The organism is Streptomyces sp. DSM 118878 (assembly GCF_052936595.1).
In genome coordinates this window covers 3,145,864-3,172,408 of record NZ_CP193622.1, presented here as the reverse complement: position 1 = coordinate 3,172,408, position 26,545 = coordinate 3,145,864, and the positions used below count along the sequence as shown (strand labels likewise).

Below are 26,545 nucleotides of genomic sequence, written 5' to 3'. Positions count from 1 at the left end.
TGGAAGCGGGTCACCCGGATCGGGTGGCCCGCTTCTTGTGTGCCGTCTCTCTTCTTGTTCGCGTCTCTTCCTTTCTTCCTTGTCGTCGTCTTCCTTGTCGTCGTTTTCGTGGGCGTGGCCCTACTTGTTACTGCCGTCCGCTGCCGAGTGCCCTGCGTCCCCGGCCGGGCGGCAGCGCGGCGGGCAGTGCGGGAAGCCGCCGTGGCGCCGCCTTCGGGTCCTCCTCGATGCGCAGGGCGAGCGCGGGACAGCGCCGCACCGCGCGCGCAGCACGCGCTTCGGAGTAGCGCGGTACGGAGGCTTCCGCCACCGAGGGGAAGCCGTCGGGGCCGAGTTGGAGCAGCTCGGGGACGATGTCCGCGCACAGCCCATGGCCCTGGCAGAGCGTCCAGTCGACGGCCAGCTTGCGGCCGCTGGGCGCCTCACCCCGCGGAGCCTCCGTCTGGAGGGGCAGGACACCTTCCACCGGGCGGCCACAGCCGTCACCGAGGACGTGCGCCGCGAGGTCGTCGGTGAACGCCGCGATCGTCGACTCCAGAAAGGCTGCCGTGCCGTCCGGATGCTTGCAGGCGCCGCGCCGCTTCACGGCTCTGGTCACCTCACGCAGCGCCTCCAGGGCGGTGGGGCCGCCCCCATTGAGGACGTCCGCGAGGCCGCGGGCCGCCGCGGGGAGGCCGAGATAGCAGGGCCCGCACTGCCCCGAGCTCTCCGCGGCCAGCCAGTGCGCGACGCGCAACGACTCGCCGAGCGGGCAGGTCGACTCGCCGATCGGCAGGATCGCCCCGGCGCCGAGCGCGCCTCCGCAGGCGTCCAGCGAGGCCCTGGAGACGACCGCCTCGTGCGCGGTGACGCTGTCGAGCCACTTGCCGTGGTAGCCGCCGGTGAGCACGCCCTGGGGCAGCGCGGGAGCGCCGGCGAGCTGGAGCACGTACCGCAGCGGGACGCCGGTGGACACCTCCACGACCATCGGCCGCGCGACCGCTCCGGAGAGGGTCAGCAGGACCGTGCCGGGCTCGTCGTGCAGACCGGTGCGGCAGTAGCGGTCCGCGCCGAGCCGTGCGGCGATCGCGAGCTGGGCGAACGTCTCGGCGTTCGAGAGCAGCGTGGGGGCGCCGCCCACCCCGGAGTCGGAGGTGCGCACCTTGCGGCCCGGCGGCAGCGCGGGCCCGCCGTCGGCGGAGCGGACCAGCGCGGAGGACTCCCCGGTGACCATGCGCATCGGATTGCGCTGCACGCGCGCGCGTAGTGCGGCGCCGCGGCGGTTGCCCAGGCCGCGCTCGGCGAGGGCGGTGCGCATCGAGGCCTCGGTCGAGTCGCGGGTCACGCCGATGACGAGCGTCCGGGCGCCGAGGGCCTCGGCCGCGAGCAGGGCGCCGTCCAGGATGAGGTGCGGGGCGCGGTTGATCAGGACGGTGTCCTTGCGGCAGGCCGGCTCGTCCTCGCTGCCGTTGACGACCACCACGGGACGTACGCCGCGCCGTATCGCCGCCTCCGCGACGGAGCGCAGCTTGCGCGCGAAGGGGAAGCCCGCGCCACCCCTGCCGCGCAGCTCGATCTGCTCGGCGAGTCCGGCGAGAGCCTCGCCCGCCATCGGTTCGAGGGGCCCGTGCACCTTCAGGTGCATCGTCAGATCGAGGCGTTCGACCAGGTCGAAGCCGGACGTGAGCAGGGGCAGGCCGACGACGCGGACCTCGGGGACGTCGGGCAGCGACGTGTTCACGGGTGGCCTCCGGTGGCGGCGTTCCAGGGCTCGCCCGAGCTGGGGGCCTGGAAGGGCCCTGGCAGCGGCTCGGTGGCGGAGCCACTGTCGTACGCGGGGTCGTAGGGCTCGTACACGGGCTGGGGTGCGGTGTCGTAGGTGGGCGGGGGCGCCACGTAGGGGGACTCGGCGGGAGGGGGCGGCGATGGCGCGGGCCAGCGCTCGGCGGGCTCGGCGCGCGGCGGGGGCCCCGGCGGGTACAGAGGCGGCGTGGTGGCCAGTGCGCGGTAGGCCGCGGAGATGCCGACCACGGGGCCGGGGTCGGTCGCGACGTCGGTGACCGTGCCCGGCAGCGGGGCGGAAACGGTGTCCCGCGCGGGAGGCCGTTTTCGGGACGGTGTGCCATGTCCCGGTTCGAGCAGGGCCAGGATGCGGGCGGCGACCTTCCGCTTGACCGGCGGTGGCGCGGCGCGCAGGGCGACGGCTCCGGCGACCGCGATGAGACACAGGCAGTACAGGGCGACCACCCAGGGCTTCGGCTGGCGGCCCGCGTACAGGCCGTGCGTGAGCGAGGCACACCAGGCGGGGTAGGCGAGCATGTGCAGCGACCGCCAGCGCGACGCGACCCGGGCGGGAGAGGCGAAGGCGCTGCGCAGGGCTCCGGTGACGCTCGTGACCACCATGAGGAGGCCCGCGAGCGAGCCCAGGCCGATCAGCCCGGCGCTGCCGGAGACGCCGAGCCCGAAGGGCACCAGGGCGCCGAGGAGCGACACGTGGTCGAGCGCGACCTTGACGGTGCCGTGCAGCAGCAGGAAGCCCACCGAGGCGACCGCGGTGGCGCGGTGCACGGCCTGGGCGAGCAGCCGCTGGCGGGAGCGGAGGAAGAGGCGGTCGGTGGCGACCAGGCCCCAGACCACGGCCGCGGTGAGGGAGACCAGGCACAGGACGCCGGTCGTGAAGTCCAGGGCGGCGCGGAAACCGTCACTGCCCGCGAAGACGAGCAGGGGTATCAGGAGCATGGCGCCGGCGGCGAGAACTCGGCTCCGGCGATGAGGGTGCAGAGGGTTCATGGGGGCGGCTCCGAAAGGGTTCGGTTCCCGCCGCATGCTAAGTCGCTCCATACCGGTGGGTACGAGGTTTGAGTTATTGCGTCGTTACCAAAGCGCTATCTGCTCTTGGTGTTGCCCCGATAGTGGGCGGTACGCCGAGTAACCCTTGGCCAAGGGTGAAGATCCACGGTCGGGAGGCCCGCCCGGGGAAGCTCGTCGCGGGGTGCGGGAGGGCTGCGGTACCCTGACGCCATGCGTGCCGTACGCCTTCTGCTTAGCGGGCCGCGTTGATCAGTCCCGACCGTCGGTGAACCGCGGTTGGAATCGGCGCGGCGTCCCCTCCTGTGCGAGGGGCTTTTTCATTTGACCCGCACGGTCAATTCCGCAGGCAGAGACGATCGATGGAGCTTTGAGGATCATGAGCGAGACGAATTCTGCTGCCGCCTCCGAGGTGGCCGCGCCGCACCGCTACACGGCCGCCCTGGCCGCTGAGATCGAGGCACGCTGGCAGGACTTCTGGGACGCCGAGGGCACCTACGAGGCGCCGAACCCCAGCGGTGACATGGCCGCACGGGACGAGGCGGAGGCCGCGCTGGTCGACCGGCCCAGGAAGTTCATCATGGACATGTTCCCGTACCCCTCGGGTGCGGGCCTGCACGTCGGCCACCCGCTGGGCTACATCGCCACGGACGTCTTCGCCCGCTTCCAGCGCATGACGGGCCACAACGTCCTGCACACCCTGGGCTTCGACGCCTTCGGCCTGCCCGCCGAGCAGTACGCCGTGCAGACGGGCACCCACCCCCGGGTCTCCACCGAGGCCAACATCGCGAACATGAAGACCCAGCTGCGCGCGCTGGGTCTGGGGCACGACAAGCGGCGTTCGTTCGCCTCGATCGACCCCGAGTACTACAAGTGGACCCAGTGGATCTTCGTCCAGATCTTCAACTCCTGGTACGACGCCGACGCCCAGAAGGCCCGCCCGATCGCCGACCTGGTCGCCCAGTTCACCAGCGGTGAGCGCCCCGTACCGGGCACCACGCGCGCGTGGGACGAGCTGGACGCCACCGAGCGCGCGGAGATCCTGGGCGAGTACCGCCTGGCCTACGCCTCCGACGCACCCGTCAACTGGTGCCCCGGCCTGGGCACCGTCCTGGCCAACGAGGAGGTCACCGCCGACGGCCGCTCCGAGCGCGGCAACTTCCCCGTCTTCAAGGCCAAGCTGCGCCAGTGGAACATGCGCATCACCGCCTACGCCGACCGGCTGCTCGACGACCTGGACGGGCTGGACTGGCCCGAGGCCATCAAGCTGCAGCAGCGCAACTGGATCGGCCGCTCCGAAGGCGCCCGCGTGAGCTTCCCCGTGGGCACCGAGGGCGACGCCATCACCGTCTTCACCACCCGCCAGGACACCCTGTTCGGCGCCACCTACATGGTCCTGGCGCCCGAGCACGAGCTGGTCGACAAGGTCGTGCCCGCCGCCTGGCCGGAGGGCACCCACGAGACCTGGACCGGCGGCCACGCCACGCCCGCCGAGGCCGTCACCGCGTACCGCGCGAGCGCCGCGGCCAAGTCCGACGTGGAGCGCCAGGCCGACGCCAAGGAGAAGACCGGCGTCTTCACCGGCGTCTACGCCACCAACCCGGTCAGCGGCGAGCAGGTCCCCGTCTTCATCGCCGACTACGTCCTGATGGGCTACGGCACCGGCGCGATCATGGCCGTCCCCGCCCACGACAGCCGCGACTTCGCCTTCGCGCGCGCCTTCGGCCTGCCGATGCGCTGCGTGGTCGAGCCGTCGGACGGCCGCGGCACCGACACCGCCACGTGGGACGACGCCTTCTCCTCCTACGAGGCGAAGCTGATCAACTCCGCGAACCAGGAGATCTCCCTGGACGGCCTGGACGTCACCACGGGCAAGGCCCGCATCACCGGCTGGCTGGCCACGCGCGGCATCGGCGAGGGCACCGTCAACTTCCGGCTGCGCGACTGGCTGTTCAGCCGCCAGCGCTACTGGGGCGAGCCCTTCCCGATCGTCTACGACGAGGACGGCGTCGCCCACTCGCTGCCCGAGTCCATGCTGCCCCTGGAGCTGCCGGAGGTCGAGGACTACTCCCCGCGCACCTTCGACCCGGACGACGCGGACACCTCCCCGGAGACGCCGCTGTCCCGCAACGACGACTGGGTCAACGTCACGCTGGACCTGGGCGACGGCCCCAAGAAGTACCGCCGCGAGACCAACACCATGCCCAACTGGGCCGGTTCCTGCTGGTACGAGCTGCGCTACCTGGACCCCCACAACGACCGGAAGCTGGTCGACCCGGCCGTCGAGCAGTACTGGATGGGCCCGCGGGAGGACCGGCCGACCGGTGGCGTCGACCTGTACGTGGGCGGCGCCGAACACGCCGTCCTCCACCTGCTGTACGCGCGCTTCTGGTCCAAGGTCCTGTTCGACCTGGGGCACATCTCTTCGGCCGAGCCGTTCCACAAGCTGTACAACCAGGGCATGATCCAGGCCTACGTCTACCGGGACAGCCGCGGCTTCCCGGTGCCCGCGCCCGAGGTCGAGGAGCGCGACGGCACGTTCTTCTTCGAGGGCGAGCCGGTCAAGCGCGAGCTGGGCAAGATGGGCAAGTCCCTGAAGAACGCCGTCACCCCGGACGAGATCTGCGACGAGTACGGCGCGGACACCCTGCGCCTGTACGAGATGGCGATGGGTCCCCTGGACGTCTCCCGCCCCTGGGACACCCGCGCCGTCGTCGGCCAGTACCGCCTGTTGCAGCGGCTGTGGCGTCTGATCATCGACGAGTCGACCGGTGAGGTCACCGTCGCGGACACCGCCGAGGCCGACATCGACGAGGCCACCCTGCGCGCCCTGCACAAGGCGATCGACGGCGTGCGCCAGGACCTGGACGGCATGCGGTTCAACACCGCCATCGCCAAGATCACCGAGCTGAACAACCACCTGACCAAGGCCGCGGGGCCGGTGCCGCGCTCGGTCGCCGAGCGCCTGGTGCTGCTGATCGCGCCGCTGGCCCCGCACATCGCCGAGGAGCTGTGGCGCAAGCTGGGCCGCACCGACTCCGTCGTCCACCACGACTTCCCCGTCGCCGACCCGGCGTACGTCGTGGACGAGGCCGTGACCTGCGTCGTGCAGATCAAGGGCAAGGTCAAGGCACGCCTGGAGGTCTCTCCCGCCATCTCCGACGAGGAGCTGGAGCAGATGGCCCTGGCCGACGACAGGGTCGTCGCCGCGCTGGACGGCGCCGGCATCCGCAAGGTCATCGTGCGGGCGCCGAAGCTGGTGAATATCGTCCCCGCGTAGCCGGAACCGCCCCGAGGGGGCGGCATGGGGGTCATCCCCTACGGGCAGGTTGGGGGTTCCGCTGGAACCTCTGGCCTGCCTTCTCCGTTTACGGTGGGAGGACGGTCGCAGGAGCGGACGCGAATCGGAGAGGGGCGTCATGGAAGCCGTGGGCGCAATCGTGGCGCTGCTCGTCGTGCTGTTCCTGGTGGTGGGGGTCTACGCGACGGTGAAGGTCGTCAAGGCGACCAAGCGGGGAGTCGACCGCACCATCGCGGAGGCCCGCCGCACCGTGGAGGACACCACGCTGCGGGCGAGGAGCTTCGCGCAGGTCGGCAGCGCCGCCCAACTGGCACAGCTGCGCCTGTCGTTGCGCACGTCGATGCGGGCCACACAGGACGTGCTGCGCGCGGGCGCGGTCGAGGACAATTCGCTGAAGGAGTCCCTCGGACTCTTCGACCGGCTCAGCGCCCATGGGCACGAGCTGGACGAGGAGCTGCGGCGCCTGGAGCGGGACCCGGACAAGGCGGCCCTCGCCGCGCGCCTCCCCGAGCTGCGGGAGCGCACCGAGCAGATCACCAAGGCTGCGGACTCACTGCGGTGGGTGGCGCGAGACCGCGCCAGCCGGTTCGCCAACGACGACCTGGACGCGCTGAGCACCCAGATCGACTTGGAGACGGGCGCCCTGCGCCACTGGACGACGGAGCCCGCGCCGGAGCAGGCGCCTGCGGCGTGGCCGGAACCGGCGGCGCCCGGCAAGGCCTCCGAGCAGGCCTGGTCCGAGCCGTCCCCCGCCTCCGCGCGGGAGGAGACTCAAGAGCCGCAGCGGCCCGCGATCACCCCGCCCAAGCCGCCGGTCACCTATCCGTGGGAGAAGAAGACCAAGCCTGAGACCACGACCTGAGCCGCCCGTGACACAGCACGTCGCCCCGGGGCAGGGTGAGCGGGGGCCGGACTGCCGTCCCGCCGGTCAGACGGGTAACCTCCAGCTCATGTCCCGCCATGTCGCGATCGTCACGGATTCAACGGCCTATCTGCCGCAGCGGACGATGGACCGGCACGGCATCACCGCGGTGCCCCTGACGGTGGTCCTCGGCAGCCGGGCGCTTGAGGAGGGCACCGAGATCTCCGCCCGGTCCCTCGCCCAGGCCTTGCAGAAGCGGAAGCCGGTGACGACGTCCCGGCCCAGCCCGGAGGTCTTCGCGGAGACGTACCGGAAGGTCGCCGAGGCGGGCGCCACGGCCATCGTCTCGCTCCATCTGTCCGCCGAGTTTTCCGGTACGTACGACGCCGCGGTCCTCGCGGCGAAGGACGCGCCGGTCCCGGTGCGGGTCGTGGACACCGGGATGGTCGCGATGGCCCTCGGCTTCTGTGCCCTCTCGGCCGCGGAGGCCGCGGAAGCGGGAGACTCGGCCGAGGAGGCGGTGGCAGCGGCCGAGAAGCGCGCCGCGGGCACCTCCGCCTACTTCTACGTCGACACCCTCGACTATCTGCGCAGGGGCGGCCGCATCGGCGCGGCGCAGGCGCTCTTCGGCTCGGCGCTGGCCGTGAAGCCGCTGCTGAAGCTGGACGACGGCCGCATCGACATGCTGGAGAAGGTCAGGACGGCGTCGAAGGCGATCGCCCGCCTCGAAGAGATCGTCGTGGAGCGTGCGGGAGCCGGTCGTGTCGACATCGCGGTCCATCATCTGTCCGCGCCGGACCGCGCGGCGACGCTCGCGGACCGCCTCCGCGAGCGGGTGCCCGGCCTGGCGGAGCTCCACGTCAGCGAGGTGGGCGCGGTGATCGGGGCGCATACGGGTCCGGGGTTGCTGGGGGCCGTGGTCTCGCCTCGATAGGTGGGGCTCGGTACGGCGGAATTCCCTCGTGAGGGTGACGGAGTTATCCACAACGGGCCGGTGATCCACGGGTTTTGCCCAAGATCATCGCGAACGGGCGGTGGTGCCTAACGTCGTCGGTATGACTCTTCGATCTCCTTCCCGGACACCCCACGTGACCTCCGCGGCCCGAGCGCCTCGGGCGCCCTCCGCGACGAGCGGCCCCGGCCGCGGTCCGACATCCGACGGTCGTGCGCAGAGCCGGCACGCCCGAGGCAGGGCCCGCCGCAGGCGAGTCACCGTGGACGCCGTGCGGTTGCGCGCGGAGAACCTCTTCCCCGAGCCACAGCCGCCGCCCGCCTCGACGCGGCCGGACGTGGCGGCCGCCGATGAGGCGCATGCGCCGCCGCGTGCGCCCGGGCCCCAGCGGGCGTGGAAGGCCGTGCCTGCCGCATGGCCCGAGGTGAGAAGTGCGCCGGAAGGGGATGCCGAGCAGGAGCCTGACGCCGATGGGCAGGCGGTGGCGCGGCGGTCCTCGCGGCGGGAGCGGGCGGGGCTCGCCGTGCGGGAGCGGCTGCCGGTGTGGCTCCAGTCGCGGTGCGGCCTGGAGCGCCGAGGCGTCGTCGCGCTCGTCGTGGTCCTTGCCGTCGCCGCGGTCTTCGCGGCGCAGCACTTCTGGGCGGGGCGTACGCAGTCGGTGCGGCCGCCTGACGTGGTGCGTGCGGCGGGCGACACCCGTGAGCAGGGGGCGGAACCGGTTCCTTCGCCGGGGGCGGCGCCGAAAGGGGGCAGCGCGACTGCGGGGGGCGGTGTCGCGGCGGCCGGTGCGCAGGGCGGCCGGGTCGTCGTGGACGTCAGCGGAAAGGTGCGTCATCCAGGGGTGCGCCGGCTGCCCGCCGGCTCCCGGGTGGCCGACGCGCTGCGGGCCGCCGGTGGGGTCCGGCCCGGTGCCGACCTCGGTGGGCTCAACCGTGCGCGGGTCCTGCTGGACGGCGAGCAGGTGGTCGTCGGCGCCCCTGCGGTGCCGGCCGCTCCGGGCCAGGCCGGTGCGGGCGGGACTGCTCCGGGTGGGAGCGGTGCGGGTGGCGCCGGGGCTGCCGGAGCCGGCGGGCCGGCGGCTGCCGCGGGCCCGGTCGCGCTGAACACGGCGAGCGCCGCGCAGCTCGACGAACTGCCGGGCGTCGGACCGGTCCTGGCTCAGCACATCATCGACTATCGCACCGAGCACGGCGGTTTCCGCTCCGTCGAAGAGCTCCGCGAGGTCAACGGCATCGGCGACCGGCGGTTCGCCGATCTCCAGGATCTCGTACGGCCATGACGCCGGGCACCGGGGCCGGGACGGCGCGCGAGGCGGTCCACCTCTCGTCGGGCAACGCCCTGGGCGCCTCGCATCCCCGGCAGGAGGGACCGGTCGACCTCCGGCTCGTGCCGCCCGCGCTGGCGGCGTGGGCGACGGCAGCGCTGATGCTGGACGCCTCGCCCCGATGGGCTCTCACGACGGTCGTGGCCTGCGTGGTGGTGGCCGGAGCCCTGATGGTGGCGCGGACGGCGCGGGGGCCGTCGCACGCCGCACCGGATCGCGGGAGACCACCGGGGCGGCGCCCTCTCCGGGGACGGCTGACGGTGGCGGCCGTGCTGCTGTGCACCGCCGCTTCGGCAGGCTCCGCGGCGCTGCACGGGGCGGACCTGCGTCGTGGACCGGTGCCCGCCTCCGCGAGGGAGTACGCGGAGGTGGAGGCGGAGCTACAGGTCACGTCCGACCCCCGTCGCACCAGGCCCCGCACGGCGAGTGCGCACGCGATGCCGCCCGCCGTGGTGCTCGACGCCGAGGTCCTGCGCCTCACGAAGGCTGACGGCTCGGCGTCGGTGACACGGGCGCCGGTGCTGGTCATCGTGAGGACGGAAGGAGGGACTGAGGAGGGGGGCACGCGAAGGGCCGCGGAGGCGGTTCCGGGCGGGGGCGCGGACAGAACGGTGAGCTCGTCCTCGGAGGCACGGGGGAGCGACGCGCGGAGAGGCGACGCGCGGGAGTCCGAAGCCCGGGGTCCCGGCAGCAGTCCCTGGCTCGCTCTGCTGCCGTCGACGCGGCTGCGGGTGCAAGGGCGTCTGGCGCCGCCGTTGCCGCAGGGCGGGAGGGCCGCGGCGGTGCTGCGGGTGTCGGGGCAGCGGGCGCCGCACGTGATCGGGCCGCCCTCCGGGGCACAGCGGTTCGCCGGTGAACTGCGGGCGGGGCTGCGGGAGGCCACGGGCGGACTGCCGGCCGACGCCCGGGCGCTGCTGCCGGGGCTCGTGATCGGGGACACCTCGCGGGTGCCCGCCGAGTTGGAGCACGCGTTCAGGGCGACGGATCTGACCCACCTGCTGGCCGTCAGCGGGGCGAACCTGACGATCGTCCTCGCGCTGCTCATCGGACCACCGGGCATGGCGCAGCGGGCCGAGCGGCGGGGGCTCGCGCCGAAGCTGGGCATTCCGTTGCGGACCACGGCGTTACTGGGCGGGATGCTGACCCTCGGCTTCGTCATCGTCTGCCGACCGGACCCGAGCGTGCTGCGCGCCGCGGCCTGCGGGCTGATCGCGCTGCTCGCCATCGCCACCGGGCGGCGCAGATCGCTGATCCCGGCGCTGGCCGCCGCGGCGCTGCTGCTCGTCCTGTGGGACCCCTGGCTGGCCCGGAGCTATGGCTTCCTGCTCTCCGTCCTGGCCACCGGCGCCCTGCTCACCCTCGCGCCCCGCTGGGCAGCCGCGCTGCGGAAGCGTGGGGTGCCGCAGCGGCCGGCGGAGGCGCTGGCCGCGGCTGCCGCGGCGCAGGCGGTGTGCGCGCCGGTGGTGGCCGTTCTCGCCGCCCGGGTGAGTCTGGTCGCGGTGCCGTGCAATCTCCTGGCGGAGTTCGCCGTCGCACCCGCCACCGTGCTCGGTTTCGCCGCGCTCGCGGTGGCGCCGGTGGCGATGCCGGTCGCGGAGGTGCTCGCGTGGGGCGCCAGTTGGCCCACCGGGTGGATCGCGGAGATCGCCCGCACGGGCGCGGCACTGCCCGGCAGCGGCGTCGACTGGCCGGGCGGCTGGCGCGGCGGGCTCCTGTTGGCGCTCGCCACGGTGGCGGTCGTCCTGGCCGGGCGCAGGCTCGCACGGCACCCGTGGCTCGCGGCGGCCTGCGTGCTGCTGCTCCTGCTGGTCATCGTTCAGCCGCCGCCCCTCACCCGGGTGATCGCGGGCTGGCCGCCGCAGGGCTGGCGCATGGTGATGTGCGACGTGGGCCAGGGCGACGCCATGGTGCTCGCGGCGGGCGAGGGCGCCGGGGTGGTGGTCGACGCGGGGCCGGATCCGGTGGCGGCGGACCGCTGTCTGCGCTCCCTCGGGATCACCCGTGTGCCCCTCGTGCTCCTGACGCATTTTCACGCCGACCATGTGGCCGGGCTGCCGGGGGTGTTGCGGGGGCGTGAGGTGGGGGCGATCCAGACAACGGGGTTGCAGGAGCCCTCGGATCAGGCGGAGTTCGTCCGGAGGCAGGCGGCTGCGAAGGGGGTGCCGGTGACCCGGGCCGCGGCAGGGGAGCAGCGGCGGGCGGGCGCCTTGGAATGGCGGGTGCTCTGGCCGCAGGCCGAGCCACGGGTGCGGCCCGAGGGGCCGAACGACGCGAGTGTCACCCTGCTCGTGCGGACCGCCGGGCTGAGACTGCTGCTGCTCGGTGACCTCGAACCCCCCGCCCAGCGGGCGTTGCTGCGAAGCCCGCAAGCCGCGTCACTCACGTCCGTGGACGTCCTGAAGGTCGCCCACCACGGCTCGGCCAACCAGGACGCGGAGCTACTGCGCAGGGCGGCGCCCCGGCTGGCCCTGGTCTCTTGCGGCGCGGACAACACGTATGGACACCCGGCACCGGTCACCGTGGCGGCGCTGAGGGCGGAGGGCGCGGAGGTGTTGCGCACGGACAAGCGGGGTGCGATCGCGGTGCTGGCTGCGGGGCGGAGATCGGCGCCACGGCTGGAGGTCGCCACACGGCCGCCCTAGCGGGACGCCGGAGTGGGTGGTCGGCGCAGGGCTGAGTGGCCATCGTCCCGGGCGGTCGCTCTCTCCGGTGGGGCTACCGGCGGGAACACCATCCTGACCTGCGCCGGAGGCGGAAGTGTAGGGGCCAAAGCGGTTCAGTAGTGGCGCTACAGCGCATCGTCGGCATTTGGCGCGATGTAGGTCCGTGTTGCACCGAAAGCCGCAACGGTGATCGAATGCCCTTCGTTGTAGTTGGCGGGTTTCAGGTGTTGTCAAGGGAACGCGGGGGTGTGTCGTAGGTGTTCAGCCGTTGGCTGGGGAGCCGGTTGGGGAACCGTACGAATCGGGTGGGACGGACAGGGGTCCTGTCGGCGTTCACGGTTCCGCCGAGTGCGGGGTTGCTCAGCTGCCGAGTGCTCGATGCCGTGAACGAGCCCGTTCGGAACGCGGAGTTCGTGGTCAGCGATGCCGTGGGCCGCAAGGTGGTGAGCGGGGGGACGGACCCCTTCGGGTCGTTCATCACGACCGTGCCGGCGGGGGAGTACCGCCTCGCGGTGGCGGCGGAGGGGTTCACTCCGTACCGGGCGAGCGCCACGGTGGGAGAGGACGCGCACGCCTCGCTGGGTGACGTCATGCTCCAGGTCGCCCAGCCCCCGGCGCTTCCCGAGCCCGGCGACTGGGAGATCGACCCGCAGCACTCCTCGGTCGGGTTCTCCGCGCGGCACATCGGACTGGCCCGGATCCACGGGCGGTTCAACAGTTTCGCGGGGGCGATTCGGTTGGGCGAGCGCATAGAGGACTCCGCGATGCACGTCGTCATCGACGCGGCGTCCATCGACACCGCGGTCAAGATGCGCGACGACCATCTGCGTTCGGGGGACTTCCTGGACGTGGCGCGCTTCCCGACGATGGAGTTCTACAGCGACCGCTTCGTGCACAAGGGCGGCAGCCGCTGGGCGATATCCGGTGGGCTGACGCTGCACGGCGTGACGCGGACGGTGACGCTGGACGCCGAGTACCTCGGGGTCGGGCAGGGGCTGGAGGGGGAGACCCGCGTGGCCTGCCGAGCCAGCACCGAGCTGCACCGCGACGACTTCACGATCACCTGGCAGACGATGCTCGCGCGCGGTATCGCGGCCGTCGGGCACAGCATCACGATCGACCTCGACATCCAGGTCGTCCCCAAGAGCTGACGCGGCGGAGGTACACGCGGCGGCCTGAGGTCGCCCCCGGGCCGCCGCGCGAGACCGCCAGGCCTACGGGCCTACCGGGCCTACCGGGCCTCCAGACCTACGGAACCTCCAGCCAGCCCTCGTGTTCGGCGGCCAGTTCGTCGAGCGCCGCGCGGTCGAGGCGGGACTCGGGGTCTTCGACCACGACCAGCCACTGGGCGTCCTCGGCGTCGTCCTCGCCGGCCAGGGCGTCGCGTACCAGCTGGGGTTCCTCGGCGACGCCGAAGCGGTCGGGAAGCTCTTCGGCCACCTCCTCCGCGGCATCGCGGTCGGGCAGCACCAGGACATGTCGTACGTCGCTCACGCCCCCATTCTCCGCTACGGGCCGCGCGGCCCGGCACGGGCTCCCGGCCGGGAAGGCCGTCGTACGGGACGGACTGTCGGTGCCGCCTGTCAGTGCCGCGTGGGATGCTTGACCGCGATGGCCAGGAAGACAGCTAACGACGATCCGCTCGCTCCCCTCACGCTCGCCGTGGGGCAGGAGGACCTGCTTCTCGACCGTGCCGTGCAGCAGGTGGTGGCGGCCGCCCGTGCCGCCGACGCGGACACGGACGTGCGCGACCTCACCTCCGACCAGGTGCAGCCCGGCACGCTCGCCGAGCTCACCAGCCCCTCGCTCTTCGCCGAGCGCAAGGTCGTCGTCGTGCGGAACGCGCAGGATCTGTCGGCCGACACGGTGAAGGACGTGAAGGGGTATCTGGGGGCGCCCGTCGAGGAGATCACCCTGGTGCTGCTGCACGCGGGCGGCGCCAAGGGCAAGGCGCTGCTCGACGCGGCCCGCAAGGCGGGAGCGCGGGAGGTCGCCTGCCCGAAGATGACGAAGCCCGCGGACCGGCTGGCGTTCGTGCGTTCGGAGTTCCGTACGACGGGGCGTTCGGCGACGCCCGAGGCGTGCCAGGCCCTGGTCGACACGATCGGCAGCGATCTGCGGGAGCTCGCCTCGGCGGTCTCGCAGCTCGTGGCGGACGTCGAGGGCACGATCGACGAGGCGGTCGTCGGGCGGTACTACACCGGCCGGGCGGAGGCGTCGAGCTTCACGGTGGCGGACCGGGCCGTGGAGGGGCGGGCCGCGGAGGCGCTCGAGGCGTTGCGCTGGTCGCTGTCGACCGGGGTCGCCCCCGTCCTGATCACGAGCGCGCTCGCGCAGGGCGTGCGGGCCATCGGCAAGCTCTCCTCCGCGCGGGGCGGGCGGCCCGCCGATCTGGCCCGCGAGCTGGGTATGCCGCCCTGGAAGATCGACCGGGTGCGGCAGCAGATGCGCGGCTGGACCCCGGATGGCGTAGCCGCCGCGATCACCGCGATCGCCGCGGCCGACGCGGGGGTCAAGGGCGGCGGCGACGACGCGGAGTACGCACTGGAGAAGGCCGTGGTGGCCGTCGCCCGCGCCGCCAGATCCCGCCGCACCTGACCCCCTGGCCCACCTGGCCTTCCCCAAACCTCGGGCCCACCTGACCTCCCCCGGCCCCACGGCCCCGGCGGCCTCCCCTGGGCCTCGGGCCCGGCGACACCCCCGCGCCGCGCCGCCTCCGCGATCGCGACCGCGGGGCCGCCCCGCCCAACGGTCGCAGCCGCCCGTAAGCGACGGCCGACCGCGGGCCCGGCCACGCCCCAGCCGCCCCCCCCCGCGGCGGAGCCCCCCGCCGCCCGTACCCCCCAACGCCGAAAACCCCGCCCCGCCGACCTGGGGAAGGGCGGCGGAGCGGGGTTTTCGTTGAAACGCTGAGTGGACCCGTACCCGCGTGGCGAACGCAGATCGTGTACGGATCCGGGGTGCCGGACGGGAGCGGAAGAGAGGGGCCCGCTGGTTCCCGTGCCGGCGTCAAATCAAGTGAGGCCGCTGTCAGCCGCTCGAAGCGAGGGCCCGCGGTACTCGCAGAGGCTTCAGCCCTTGAGGGACGCGGCCTTCGTCGCAAGCGCCGACTTCTTGTTGGCGGCCTGGTTCTTGTGGATGACGCCCTTGGAGACAGCCTTGTCCAGCTGACGCGTGGCCTCACGCGTGAGCTCGGCGGCCTTCTGGGTGTCACCGGCGGCAACGGCCTCGCGGGCCTTGCGGATCGAGGTCTTCAGAGAAGACTTGACCGCCTTGTTGCGCTGACGCGCCTTCTCGTTGGTCTTGATCCGCTTGATCTGGGACTTGATGTTCGCCACGAAAGAGCCTTCTCAGGTTCAGGTACTGCAGAGGTACTGCAGATGAGTGTTATGACACGTGCCTCGATGCTCGATCTCGATGCTCGATAGGGCTACGAGACACAGCTGTCCACGGTACCAGTCGTCCTCCGACCGGCCCAAACCGGGCGCAGCCCCAGCCCCAGCCCCGCCGAGCAGCCCAGCATCGACCGCCGCCGCCGAGCCGCCGCCCCCCAAGCAGCGCTGAGCCCCCCCATACCGCCCCCGCCCCACCAAGCGCCCGGCCCGCGTCCCGCCCATGGGACGATGGAAGCTACGTATAGATCCGACCCGAGGCGACCGGCGCCTCAAGAGACAGGACCCTGCGTGCCCGCGACCCCTAAGAATGTGCCCGAGCCGAGCCGTACCGACCCGGCTCTGATCCGCAATTTCTGCATCATCGCGCACATCGACCACGGCAAGTCCACGCTCGCCGACCGCATGCTCCAGCTCACCGGGGTGGTGGAGCAGCGGCAGATGCGTGCTCAGTACCTCGACCGTATGGACATCGAGCGCGAGCGCGGCATCACGATCAAGTCCCAGGCGGTGCGTCTGCCCTGGGCCCCGAGCGAGGGCCCGGACCAGGGCAGCACCCACGTCCTCAACATGATCGACACCCCGGGCCACGTGGACTTCACGTACGAAGTCTCGCGTTCGCTCGCGGCCTGCGAGGGCACGGTCCTCCTGGTCGACGCGGCCCAGGGCATCGAGGCGCAGACTCTCGCCAACCTCTACCTGGCGATGGAGAACGACCTCAAGATCATCCCCGTACTGAACAAGATCGACCTGCCGGCCGCCCAGCCGGAGAAGTTCTCCGAGGAGCTCGCCAACCTCATCGGCTGCGACCCCGAGGACGTCCTGAAGGTCTCCGCGAAGACCGGCATGGGCGTCGAGGCGCTGCTGGACAAGGTCGTCGCCGAGATCCCGGCGCCGGTCGGCGTCAAGGACGCCCCGGCGCGCGCGATGATCTTCGACTCGGTCTATGACTCCTACCGCGGCGTCGTGACGTACGTACGAGTCGTCGACGGTCAGCTCAACAAGCGCGAGCGCATCCGGATGATGTCCACCGGTGCCACGCACGAGCTGCTTGAGATCGGTGTCTCCTCGCCCGAGATGACCCCGGCCGACGGCATCGGCGTCGGCGAGGTGGGCTACATCATCACCGGCGTGAAGGACGTCCGTCAGTCCAAGGTCGGTGACACGATCACCTCCCTGCACAAGGGCGCGACCGAGGCGCTGGGCGGCTACAAGGACCCCAAGCCGATGGTGTTCTCGGGGCTGTATCCGCTGGACGGCTCGGAGTACCCGGACCTGCGCGAGGCCCTGGACAAGCTCCAGCTCAACGACGCCGCGCTCGTGTACGAGCCGGAGACGTCGGCCGCGCTCGGCTTCGGTTTCCGCGTGGGCTTCCTGGGTCTCCTTCACCTCGACGTGATCCGCGAGCGCCTCGAACGCGAGTTCGGGCTCGACCTGATCGCCACCGCCCCCAACGTGGTCTACCGCGTGACCATGGAGGACGGCACCGAGCACACGGTCACCAACCCGAGCGAGTTCCCCGAGGGCAAGATCGACGAGGTGCATGAGCCCGTCGTGCGCGCCACGATCCTCGCCCCGAGCGAGTTCATCGGTTCGATCATGGAGCTGTGCCAGAACCGGCGCGGCGTCATGCTCGGCATGGACTACCTCTCCGAGGACCGCGTCGAGATCCGCTACACGCTGCCGCTCGCCGAGATCGTCTTCGACTTCTTCGACCAGCTCAAGTCGAAGACGCGCGGTTACGCCTCGCTGGACTACGAGCCCACCGGCGAGCAGTCCGCGCAGCTCGTCAAGGTCGACATCCTGCTCCACGGCGACAAGGTCGACGCCTTCTCCGCCGTCACGCACAAGGACGCGGCGTACGCGTACGGCGTGCGGCTCGTCGCCAAGCTGCGCGAGCTCATCCCGCGGCAGGCCTTCGAGATCCCCGTGCAGGCGGCGATCGGTTCGCGCGTCATCGCGCGCGAGACGATCCGCGCGATCCGCAAGGACGTCCTCGCCAAGTGCTACGGCGGTGACATCTCCCGTAAGCGCAAGCTCCTGGAGAAGCAGAAGGAGGGCAAGAAGCGCATGAAGATGGTCGGCTCCGTCGAGGTGCCGCAGGAAGCCTTCATCGCCGTGCTCTCCAGCGACGAGAGCGGCCCCGGCAAGGGCAAGAAGTAGTCATCCCGGCCGCGGTCGAGCCGCTGCCGCGCGGGCCCGGTGCGTAGGTGCACCGGGCCCGCGGCATGTTGCCGCGGGCCTGCTCGTTCCGTTTGAGTGTCTGTACGAAGTGTCTGTACGAAGTGACAGGCAGATGCCCCTTACGCACCGGGCGTCGGCGCTCTACTCTGATCACCACTCGTAGGTTACTCGCAAGTTAAACAAGTAGCCGGCAGGGACGTAAGAAGCAGCCAACCAGCCAGTTCGCCGCACTGACGTGGGCCCGGAGGATGTCGTGAGCGACACACAGACCTTGATCGAGAACCGTCCGCCCTCCGTGGCGCATCTGTTCCTGGAGCGCGTGGCGGCCACGCCCGACGCCGAGGCCTATCGCTACCCGGTGCCCACGGCCACCGGCGAGGGCCCCGACGACTGGAAGGCGCTCAGCTGGGCACAGGCCGCCGAGCGGGTCCACGCCATCGCCGCGGGCCTCATCGAGCTCGGCCTGCGCCCCGAGGACCGCGTCGCCCTCGCCTCCTCCACGCGGGTCGAGTGGATCCTCGCCGACCTCGGCGTCATGTGCGCGGGCGCGGCCACCACGACCGTCTACCCGCAGACCAACGCGGAGGAGTCCGCGTACATCGTGGCCGACTCCGAGAGCCGGGTGCTGATCGCCGAGGACGCCGCCCAGCTCGCCAAGGCGCGCGAGAAGCGGGCCGAGTTGCCCGAGCTGCGGCACGTCGTGGTCATCGACGCCGAGGGCGTCTCGGCCGCCGAGGGCGACCCCGACGGCTGGGTACTCACCCTCGCCGAGCTGGAGACCAGGGGCGCCGCCCACCTGGAGAAGAACCCCGCGCTCGTCAAGGACCGGATCGCGGCGATCACCTCCGACCAGCTCGCCACACTGATCTACACCTCCGGCACCACGGGCCGCCCCAAGGGCGTGCGCCTGCCGCACGACAACTGGTCGTACATGGCGAAGGCCATCGCCTCGACCGGGCTGCTCGGCCCGGACGACGTGCAGTACCTGTGGCTGCCGCTCGCCCACGTCTTCGGCAAGGTGCTGACCTCCGGGCAGATCGAGCTCGGGCACGTCACCGCCGTCGACGGCCGGGTGGACAAGATCATCGAGAATCTGCCGGTGGTACAGCCCACCTACATGGCCGCCGTGCCCCGCATCTTCGAGAAGGTCTACAACGGCGTCGCGGCCAAGGCCCGGGCCGGCGGCGGGGCCAAGTACAAGATCTTCCTGTGGGCCGCCGAGGTCGCCCGCGAGTACGCGAAGGTCAGCCAGGACAACTTCCGCAGGACCGGCACCGCCTCCGTGCCCTTCGGGCTGCGCGCCAAGCACAAGGCCGCCGACGCGCTGGTCTACTCCAAGCTGCGCGAGGCCTTCGGCGGACGGCTGCGCGCCGCCATCTCCGGTTCCGCCGCGCTCGCCCCGGAGATCGGGTACTTCTTCGCGGGCGCCGGCATCCACATCCTGGAGGGCTACGGCCTGACCGAGTCCTCCGCGGCGTCCTTCGTGAACCCCGGCGAGGCGTACCGCACCGGAACGGTCGGCAAGCCGTTGCCCGGCACCGAGGTGCGGATCGCGGACGACGGCGAGATCCTGCTGCGCGGCCCCGGCATCATGGAGGGCTACCACAAGCTGCCCGACAAGACCGCCGAGGTCCTGGAGTCCGACGGCTGGTTCCACACCGGGGACATCGGCGAGCTGTCCGTCGACGGCTATCTGCGGATCACCGACCGCAAGAAGGACCTGATCAAGACCTCCGGCGGCAAGTACATCGCGCCCGCCGAGGTCGAGGGCCAGTTCAAGGCCGTGTGCCCGTACGTCTCCAACATCCTGGTGCACGGCGCCGACCGGAACTTCTGCACCGCGCTGATCTCCCTCGACGAGCCCGCGATCCTCCAGTGGGCCAAGGAGAACGGCCAGGAGGGCAGGTCCTACGCCGAGGTCTGCGCCTCGCCCGCCGCCGTCAGGCTCGTCGACGGCTATGTGAGGCAGCTCAACGAAGGCCTCCAGCGCTGGCAGACGATCAAGCAGTTCCGTCTCCTCCCGCGCGACCTCGACGTCGAGCACGGCGAGCTCACGCCGAGCCTGAAGCTGAAGCGCCCGGTCGTCGAGCGGGAGTACAAGCACCTGATCGACGAGATGTACGCGGGCTCACGCGAGGCCTGAGAGCCGGTGTCATCACCCCGGCAGGGGGACGCGCACGGGGCGGTCCGTCTCAGACGCCCCGTCCGCGGCGCATCTCCTGCACCAGTTCCTCCATATGGGTCACATGGCGGCGCAGCTCCAGGACGTCCCTGAGGCCGCTCGCCGCCATGTGGCTCTCGATCGCCGAGAGGCGCGCGGCCAGCTCGTCGAACTGGCGCTGCTCACGAGCGAGTATCCGCTCCAGCTGGCGGTTCTTGCGGTGCAGTTCCAGGAAGACGGTGACCTTGGCGCGCAGCACCCACGGGTCGAAGGGCTTGGTGAGGTAGTCGGCGGCGCCCGTGGCATACCCGCGGAAGGCGTAGCCCGCGTCGTTGTCGGTGCCCGTCAGGAAGATGATGGGCACGTCCTTGGTCTGGTCGAGGCGCTTGATGTTGGTCGCGGTCTCGAAGCCGTCCATGCCGGGCATCCGGACGTCCAGGAGGATCACGGCGAACCGTTGCCTCAGGATCGCCTTCATCGCCTCCTCTCCCGAACGGGCACGCACCAGCGGTTCGTTCAAGGACCCCAGGACTGCTTCGAGTGCCATCAGGTTGTCCTCCATGTCATCGACCAGGAGGATGCTCGCGCGGTGGTCGGTCATGGAATCTGCGCTCATGGTCATGGTGCCTCAATCGGTTGCCGGCGGAGCAGCGCTCTCTTCAGGGGTGCTCGGCTGTTCCGCTGCGACGGATGCCGGGTCGGGGGAAGCGGGCTCCTGCCCGGTGGCCGTGCCCTCCTGGTCCAGGAGGGCGCAGACGACACCGAGGAGCTGGTCCACATCCACGGGTTTGGGTACGTAGTCGGTGGCGCCCTCGGCGATCGCCTTCTCGCGGTCGCCCGGCATGGCCTTGGCGGTCAGCGCGACGATCGGCAGCCCCCGCCAGCGGGGGCTGCGGCGGATGGCCGCCATGGTTTCGTAGCCGTCCATCTCCGGCATCATGATGTCCATCAGGACGATGTCGACGTCGGGATTGCGCTCCAGGGTCTCGATGCCCTCGCGGCCGTTCTCCGCGTACAGGACGGGCATGCCGACGCGGCTGAGCACGTGGGTCAGCGCGAAGACGTTGCGGATGTCGTCGTCGACGATCAGCACCCTGCGGCCCGGCAGTATCCGACCGGCACGCCCTTCCTTCCACTCCTCCAGTTTCGTGGGGGTGGGCCAGCTGTCGTCGGGTTCGAGGGCGGTGTGCGGCCGCAGGGCCGCGTGTTCCAGCGGTTCGGGCAGGTGCTGGGTGTGGGCCGCCGCGTACGCCAGGGCGGCGGCGCCGTGGCCGGGGTGCACCACGGGCACGTACAGCGAGAAGACCGAGCCCTGGCCCGGGCGGCTCTCGGCGGTGATCCGGCCGCCGAGCAGGCCCGCGATCTCGCGGCTGATGGAGAGGCCGAGGCCGGTGCCGCCGTACTTGCGGTTGGTGGTGCCGTCGGCCTGCTGGAACGCCTCGAAGATCACCGGTAGCTGCTCGGACGGGATGCCGATGCCGGTGTCCTTGACCGCGAAGCAGAGCAGGTCGTCGTGGTCGTGGGCCAGGCGGTCGCGCGCGGTCTCCTTGACGCGGCTGACCCGCAGCTCGATGCGGCCGGCCGAGGTGAACTTCACCGCGTTCGACAGGAGGTTGCGCAGGATCTGCTGGAGGCGCTGCTCGTCGGAGAACATCTCGCGCGGCACGTCCTCGCCGACCGACACGTCGAAGGCCAGGCCCCGGTCGAGGGTGAGCGGGCGGAACGTCGCGTGGACGTAGTCGAGGACCTTGATCAGCGGCAGCTTCTTGGGGCGTACGTCCATCCGGCCCGCCTCGATCTTCGACAGGTCGAGGATGTCGTTGATGAGCTGGAGGAGGTCCGAGCCCGAGCGGTGGATGGTCGTGGCGAACTGCACCTCCTGGTCGGAGAGGTGGTTGTCGGGGTTGTCGGAGAGCAGCCTGGCCAGGATGAGCAGGGAGTTGAGCGGGGTGCGCAGCTCGTGCGACATGTTCGCCAGGAACTCCGACTTGTACTGCGAGCTCGTGGCGAGCAGGGCCGCCTTCTCCTCCAGCTCGGCGTTGGAGCGGCGCAGTTCGGCCTGCTGGCGCTGGAGTTCGTCCGAGCGCTCCTGGAGCTGGGTGGCCAGCCGCTGGGACTCGCCGAGCAGCGATTCCGTACGTGAGTTGGCGATGATGGTGTTGATCGCGACGCCGATGGTGTTCACGAACTGGTCGAAGAAGGCCAGGTGGACGTCGGAGAACCGGGAGAACGTGGCCAGCTCGATCACGCCGAGGAGCTTGTCCTCGAAGAGGATCGGGATGATCACCACGGTGGCGGGGGCGGCGTCGCCGAGCCCGGAATGGATCTTGATGTACTCGGGCGGCACCTCCTCGACCAGGATGCGCTTCTTCTCCAGGGCCGCCTGCCGCACCAGGCCCTGGGCGGGCATCCCGCCGGTGTCGACGACCGAGCCCTGCGCCGCGCCGTAGCCCGCGATGAAGGCGAGGCCCTTCGCCGTGACCTGGGTGGGCGCCGGGCTCTCCGCGGCGTCCGGATCGGCCAGGAAGAACGCGCCGTACTGCGCGTTCACCAGCGGGGTCAGCTCGCGCAGGATCAGGTCGGCGACCTCCATCAGGTCGCGGTGGCCCTGCATCAGGCCCGCGAGGCGGGCGAGGTTGGACTCCAGCCAGTCCTTGGCGCGGGTGGTCTCGCGGAGGTTGGAGACCATGAGGTTGATGTTGTCCTTGAGCTCCGAGACCTCGCCCCGCGTCTCCACGGTGATGGCGCGGGTCATGTCGCCCTGGGCCACGGCGGAGGCGACCTCGGCGATGGCGCGGACCTGGGTGGTGAGGTTCAGCGCCAGCTCGTTCACGTTCGTCGTCAGGCGCTTCCACGTGCCGTAGACGCCCTCGACGCGGGCCTGGCCGCCGAGCTGCCCCTCGGAGCCGACCTCGCGGGCGACGCGGGTGACCTCCGAGGAGAAGGAGGAGAGCGTGTCCACCATGGTGTTGATGGTGGTCTTCAGCTCCAGGATCTCGCCGCGCGCATCCACGTCGATCTTCTTGGAGAGGTCGCCCTGGGCGACGGCGGTCGCGACCTGGGCGATGTTGCGGACCTGGCCCGTGAGGTTGTCCGCCATGTAGTTGACGTTGTCGGTGAGGTCCTTCCACACGCCCGAGACGCCGAGGACCTGCGCGCGGCCCCCGAGACGGCCGTCCGTGCCGACCTCGCGGGCGACGCGGGTGACCTCGTCGGCGAAGGCGCGCAACTGCTCCACCATCGTGTTGACGGTGTCCTTCAGCTCCAGGATCTCGCCGCGCGCGGTGACGGTGATCATCTTGGAGAGGTCGCCGTTGGCGACGGCGGTGGTCACCTGGGCGATGTTGCGGACCTGGGAGGTGAGGTTCGACGCCATGAAGTTGACGTTGTCGGTGAGGTCCTTCCATACGCCGGACACGCCCCGCACCTGGGCCTGCCCGCCGAGGTTGCCCTCGGTGCCGACCTCGCGGGCCACGCGCGTGACCTCGTCGGCGAAGGCGGAGAGCTGGTCGACCATCGTGTTGATCGTCGACTTCAGCTCCAGGATCTCGCCCTTGGCCTCGACGGTGATCTTCTTGCCGAGGTCGCCCTGGGCGACGGCCGTCGAGACGAGCGCGATGTTGCGGACCTGGGAGGTGAGGTTGTCCGCCATGAAGTTGACGTTGTCGGTGAGGTCCTTCCATACGCCGGACACGCCCCGCACCTGGGCCCGCCCGCCGAGGTTGCCCTCGGTGCCGACCTCGCGGGCCACACGCGTCACCTCGTCGGCGAAGGCGGAGAGCTGGTCCACCATCGTGTTCACCGTCGACTTCAGCTCCAGGATCTCGCCCCGGGCGTCGACGGTGATCTTCTGGCTCAGGTCGCCGTTGGCGACGGCGGTGGTCACCTGGGCGATGTTGCGGACCTGGGAGGTGAGGTTCGACGCCATGAAGTTGACGTTGTCGGTGAGGTCCTTCCACACGCCGGACACGCCCCGCGCCTGCGCACGGCCGCCGAGCTGCCCCTCCGTGCCGACCTCGCGGGCCACGCGGGTCACCTCGGCGGCGAAGGCGGAGAGCTGCTCCACCATCGTGTTCACGGTCAGCTTCAGTTCGAGCAGCTCGCCCGTCGCCTCGACCGTCACCGTGCGCGTCAGGTCGCCCTGTGCCACCGCCGTCGTGACCAGGGCGATGTCCCGCACCTGCGCGGTGAGCCGCGCCGCCATGGTGTTGACCGCCTCGGTCACATCGCGCCAGCTCCCGGAGAGGCCACGCACCTTGGCGCGTCCGCCGAGCCGCCCCTCGGTGCCCACCTCGCGGGCCACGCGCGTGACCTCGCCGGTGAAGAGGGAGAGCTGGTCGACCATCGTGTTGACCGCGCGGCCCAGCCGGCGCAGGTCGCCCCGCAGCTCGCGGCTGCCGTCGTGCAGGTCGACGCGCTGGGTGAGGTCGCCGCCCGCCACCGCGTTGAGCACCCGGGTGGCGTTCGCGGCCGGGGCGACCAGGGAGTCGAGGAGGGTGTTGACCTCCTGGACCCGGGCCGCCCATCTGCCCTGGCCCGGGCTCGGGGTGAACCGCTCGTCGAGACGGCCGTGCCGGATGATCTCCCTGCGCACCCGGACGAGTTCCCCGTCGAAGTGGAGCGAGCGGTCCAGCATCTCGTTGAAGAGCGTGTACAGCTCGGCGGTCAGCCCCTCGCCGACCGGTACCACCTTGGTGAAGTCCCCGTCCCGCGCGGCACGCATGGCGGCGAGAAGCGGGCGCAGTTCGGCCGGGGTCACGGTGACGGGGCTCGCGGGAGCGTCGCCGTCCACCGGCACCGAGGGGTGCGCCGGGGCGGGAACGCGGTTGGATCCACGCGTCGATCCACGCGCAGGGATAGCACTGTTCTCACTCATAGCGGCCCACTTCGGTGACTCGGTGCTTATGGGCGCGACCAGTCTGTCACTCTGTCGGTGTCGCCTGAGGCGTATTCGCCCGAACTGCTCAGGAGCCGCACCGTGGGGTCCATCTCGCCGCAACGGGAGACCGCGTTCCGTGCCTCCGCCAAGGACCCGGACCATCCCGGGTCGTCGGCGGTGGCGCGGACGTCGCTGCCCGGAAACCCGCTGGCACCGGCGGCCGCGCGAAGATTCGTGCGTGGCGCCCTCGCCGACTGGGCCGAGCTCGGCGTGCCCGCGGCGGCCGGCATCGACGGCAGGCTGGCCGACGACGCGGTGCTCATCGTCAGCGAACTGGCGACCAACGCCGTCGTCCACGCGGGCACCGACGTCGAACTGCTGTGCCGTCTCGAGGAGGCCGAGGCGGGGGAGGAGGGCGAGACCCTCGTCATCGAGGTGTCCGACCACCACCCCGCCCGCGCCGTCCGCGGCGACCAGGGCCCGGTCTCGGCCGGCATCCCCGAGTACGGCCGCGGCCTCCAGCTCGTCGCCAGCCTCGCCGAGTCCTGGGGCATCACCTACCGCAGGGGCACCAAGAGCGTCTGGGCCAGGCTGCCCGTCCACGGCGTCGTGGCCGTCAAGGGAATCGAGGCGTACGCGAACGACCAGGCGCTCCAGCGCGGTCTGCGCGCCGTCGAGATCCTCGCGCCGCTGCCCAAGCGGACCTCGCACGGCGCGGAGTGGGTCAACCGCGGCGCGCTGAGCTTCCTCGCCGAGGCGTCCGACCTCCTCGCGGGGCAGTTCGACGAGGACCTGGTGGCCGCCCTGGCGGGCCAGCTCCTCGTGCCGCGGCTCGCGGACTGGTGCGCGGTCTGGCTCGACGTCGCCTCCGAGGGCCCGGCCCACACCGCTGCCGACGGCTCCGCGACGCGGCTCGCCCGCGTCTGGCACACCAGCGAGAGCCGCATGGAGGAGCTCCGCCGCGTCCTGGAGAAGGACCCGCCCCACCTGGCCGCCGCCGCGGGCTCCGGCGCCCACCCCGTCCACTGGCCGGCCGCCGCCCTGCCGGACGACACCTCCGGTGCCGCGCTCGCGTACCGGCTCACCGCGGGCGGGCGCGCCCTCGGCACGCTGGTGATCGGCCGTGCGGGCCTGGACCGCTTCCCCGACGAGGTCACCGGCCTCGTCGAGGACTTCAGCCGCCGGGTCGCCCTCGCGATCAGCACGGCCCGGCGGTACCAGCGCCAGGCCAACATCAGCCAGGTGCTCCAGCGCGGACTGCTGCCCGACAAGGTCGCGCAGATCCCCGGCGTGGCGAGCGGCGTGGTGTACGAACCGCGGGACAAGGGCGGGCCCGGCGGCGACTTCTACGACCTCTTCCAGGCCGGCGAGGGGCGCTGGTGCTTCGCGCTCGGCGACGTCCAGGGCAAGGGGCCCGAGGCCGCCGTCGTCATCGGCCTGGCCCGCCCCTGGCTGCGGCTGCTCTCCCGCGAGGGGTACGCGGTCGCCGAGGTCCTCGACCGCCTCAACCAGCTCCTCCTCGACGACGCCACCGAGGCGTCCGACGCGGCGGCCGCGGTCGTCGCCGTCGCGGGCGGCCAGGGAGTGCCCGCCGACGGCTCCACCGCGCGCTTCCTCTCCCTGCTCTACGGAGAGCTCGTGCCGTACGAGGGAGGGGTCCGCTGCACCATCGCGTGCGCGGGACACCCGCTGCCGCTGCTGCTCGGCCCCGAGGGGAAGGTGCGGGTGGCGGCGAACCCGCAGATGCTGCTCGGGGTCTTCGACGACGAGACGTACACGAGCGAGTCCTTCGAGCTGCGGACCGGCGACACGCTCCTGTGCGTCACGGACGGCGTGACCGAGCGGCGCTCGGGGCGGCTCCAGTTCGACGACGGCGACGGCCTCGCGCTGGCCCTCGCCGACTGTGCCGGGCTCGACGCGGAGCTCGTGGCGGAGCGGATCCGGCGGCTCGTGCACGAGTTCTCCGACCGGCCGCCGGACGACGATCTGGCGGTGCTGGTGCTCCAGGCGCGGTGAAGGCGCGTAGTGCGGGACAATCGG

16 protein-coding genes are annotated in these 26,545 nt (G+C 71.7%); 10 read left to right on the top strand and 6 right to left on the bottom strand.

The genetic code is table 11. The features are described 5' to 3' along the window. Window positions 1-127 precede the first annotated feature (127 nt). Both ACRAKF_RS13935 and ACRAKF_RS13930 read right to left on the bottom strand, forming a co-directional pair. Window positions 128-1,720: an NADH-ubiquinone oxidoreductase-F iron-sulfur binding region domain-containing protein gene (locus tag ACRAKF_RS13935; protein WP_447037383.1), complete on the bottom strand. Its 1,593-nt coding sequence runs from the start codon at window positions 1,718-1,720 to the stop codon at window positions 128-130. Then, window positions 1,717-2,769: a hypothetical protein gene (locus tag ACRAKF_RS13930; protein ID WP_447037382.1), complete on the bottom strand. Its 1,053-nt coding sequence runs from the start codon at window positions 2,767-2,769 to the stop codon at window positions 1,717-1,719. Before ACRAKF_RS13930 ends, ACRAKF_RS13935 begins: the two co-directional genes overlap by 4 nt. Before the next feature lie 397 nt (window positions 2,770-3,166). Here ACRAKF_RS13930 and leuS point away from each other — a divergent pair, with 397 nt between their 5' ends. From leuS to ACRAKF_RS13900, 6 genes are all read left to right on the top strand, one after another. Next, window positions 3,167-6,067, top strand: coding sequence for a leucine--tRNA ligase (gene leuS / locus ACRAKF_RS13925; RefSeq protein ID WP_447037381.1), 2,901 nt, complete (start codon window positions 3,167-3,169; stop codon window positions 6,065-6,067). Between the two features lie 139 nt (window positions 6,068-6,206). Beyond that, the gene (locus tag ACRAKF_RS13920) at window positions 6,207-6,950 is read left to right on the top strand and encodes a hypothetical protein (protein WP_447037380.1); all 744 of its coding nucleotides are present in this window, start codon (window positions 6,207-6,209) and stop codon (window positions 6,948-6,950) included. Between the two features lie 88 nt (window positions 6,951-7,038). Continuing rightward, on the top strand, window positions 7,039-7,884 hold the full coding sequence (locus tag ACRAKF_RS13915) for a DegV family protein (RefSeq protein WP_447037379.1): 846 nt from the start codon (window positions 7,039-7,041) through the stop codon (window positions 7,882-7,884). A 121-nt stretch (window positions 7,885-8,005) separates the two neighbouring features. After that, on the top strand, window positions 8,006-9,181 hold the full coding sequence (locus ACRAKF_RS13910; protein WP_447037377.1) for a helix-hairpin-helix domain-containing protein: 1,176 nt from the start codon (window positions 8,006-8,008) through the stop codon (window positions 9,179-9,181). Next, entirely contained in the window at window positions 9,178-11,868 is a 2,691-nt protein-coding gene (locus ACRAKF_RS13905; protein WP_447037376.1) for a ComEC/Rec2 family competence protein, read from the top strand. The genes ACRAKF_RS13910 and ACRAKF_RS13905 overlap by 4 nt, the downstream gene beginning before the upstream one ends. A 278-nt stretch (window positions 11,869-12,146) precedes the next feature. Then, complete coding sequence (locus ACRAKF_RS13900) at window positions 12,147-13,040, top strand: YceI family protein (RefSeq protein WP_447037374.1); 894 nt, start codon at window positions 12,147-12,149, stop codon at window positions 13,038-13,040. A 97-nt stretch (window positions 13,041-13,137) separates the two neighbouring features. Here the strand turns inward: ACRAKF_RS13900 and ACRAKF_RS13895 are convergent, their stop codons facing one another. Beyond that, window positions 13,138-13,383 carry a hypothetical protein gene (locus ACRAKF_RS13895; RefSeq protein ID WP_447037373.1) on the bottom strand — a complete coding sequence of 82 codons (246 nt, stop codon included), beginning with the start codon at window positions 13,381-13,383 and terminating at the stop codon, window positions 13,138-13,140. Between the two features lie 117 nt (window positions 13,384-13,500). Between ACRAKF_RS13895 and holA the strand changes: the two genes are divergently transcribed. After that, window positions 13,501-14,487 carry a DNA polymerase III subunit delta gene (holA, locus tag ACRAKF_RS13890; RefSeq protein WP_447037372.1) on the top strand — a complete coding sequence of 329 codons (987 nt, stop codon included), beginning with the start codon at window positions 13,501-13,503 and terminating at the stop codon, window positions 14,485-14,487. A gap of 473 nt (window positions 14,488-14,960) precedes the next feature. Here holA and rpsT read toward each other — a convergent pair whose 3' ends face one another. Further along, entirely contained in the window at window positions 14,961-15,227 is a 267-nt protein-coding gene (gene rpsT, locus ACRAKF_RS13885; protein ID WP_447037371.1) for a 30S ribosomal protein S20, read from the bottom strand. A gap of 345 nt (window positions 15,228-15,572) precedes the next feature. Between rpsT and lepA the strand changes: the two genes are divergently transcribed. Both lepA and ACRAKF_RS13875 read left to right on the top strand, forming a co-directional pair. Beyond that, on the top strand, window positions 15,573-17,444 hold the full coding sequence (lepA, locus tag ACRAKF_RS13880) for a translation elongation factor 4 (RefSeq protein ID WP_447037370.1): 1,872 nt from the start codon (window positions 15,573-15,575) through the stop codon (window positions 17,442-17,444). A 274-nt stretch (window positions 17,445-17,718) separates the two neighbouring features. After that, window positions 17,719-19,608, top strand: coding sequence for an AMP-dependent synthetase/ligase (locus ACRAKF_RS13875; protein WP_447037369.1), 1,890 nt, complete (start codon window positions 17,719-17,721; stop codon window positions 19,606-19,608). A 49-nt stretch (window positions 19,609-19,657) separates the two neighbouring features. Here the strand turns inward: ACRAKF_RS13875 and ACRAKF_RS13870 are convergent, their stop codons facing one another. Together ACRAKF_RS13870 and ACRAKF_RS13865 are read right to left on the bottom strand one after the other, a co-directional pair. Beyond that, on the bottom strand, window positions 19,658-20,242 hold the full coding sequence (locus ACRAKF_RS13870) for a response regulator (RefSeq protein ID WP_447037368.1): 585 nt from the start codon (window positions 20,240-20,242) through the stop codon (window positions 19,658-19,660). A 12-nt stretch (window positions 20,243-20,254) separates the two neighbouring features. After that, window positions 20,255-24,349, bottom strand: a complete 4,095-nt coding sequence (locus ACRAKF_RS13865) for a HAMP domain-containing protein (protein ID WP_447041972.1) — start codon at window positions 24,347-24,349, stop codon at window positions 20,255-20,257. A 255-nt stretch (window positions 24,350-24,604) separates the two neighbouring features. On the opposite strand from ACRAKF_RS13865, the gene ACRAKF_RS13860 reads away from it, so the two are divergent. Then, the gene (locus ACRAKF_RS13860) at window positions 24,605-26,521 is read left to right on the top strand and encodes a SpoIIE family protein phosphatase (protein ID WP_447037367.1); all 1,917 of its coding nucleotides are present in this window, start codon (window positions 24,605-24,607) and stop codon (window positions 26,519-26,521) included. Window positions 26,522-26,545 lie beyond the last annotated feature (24 nt).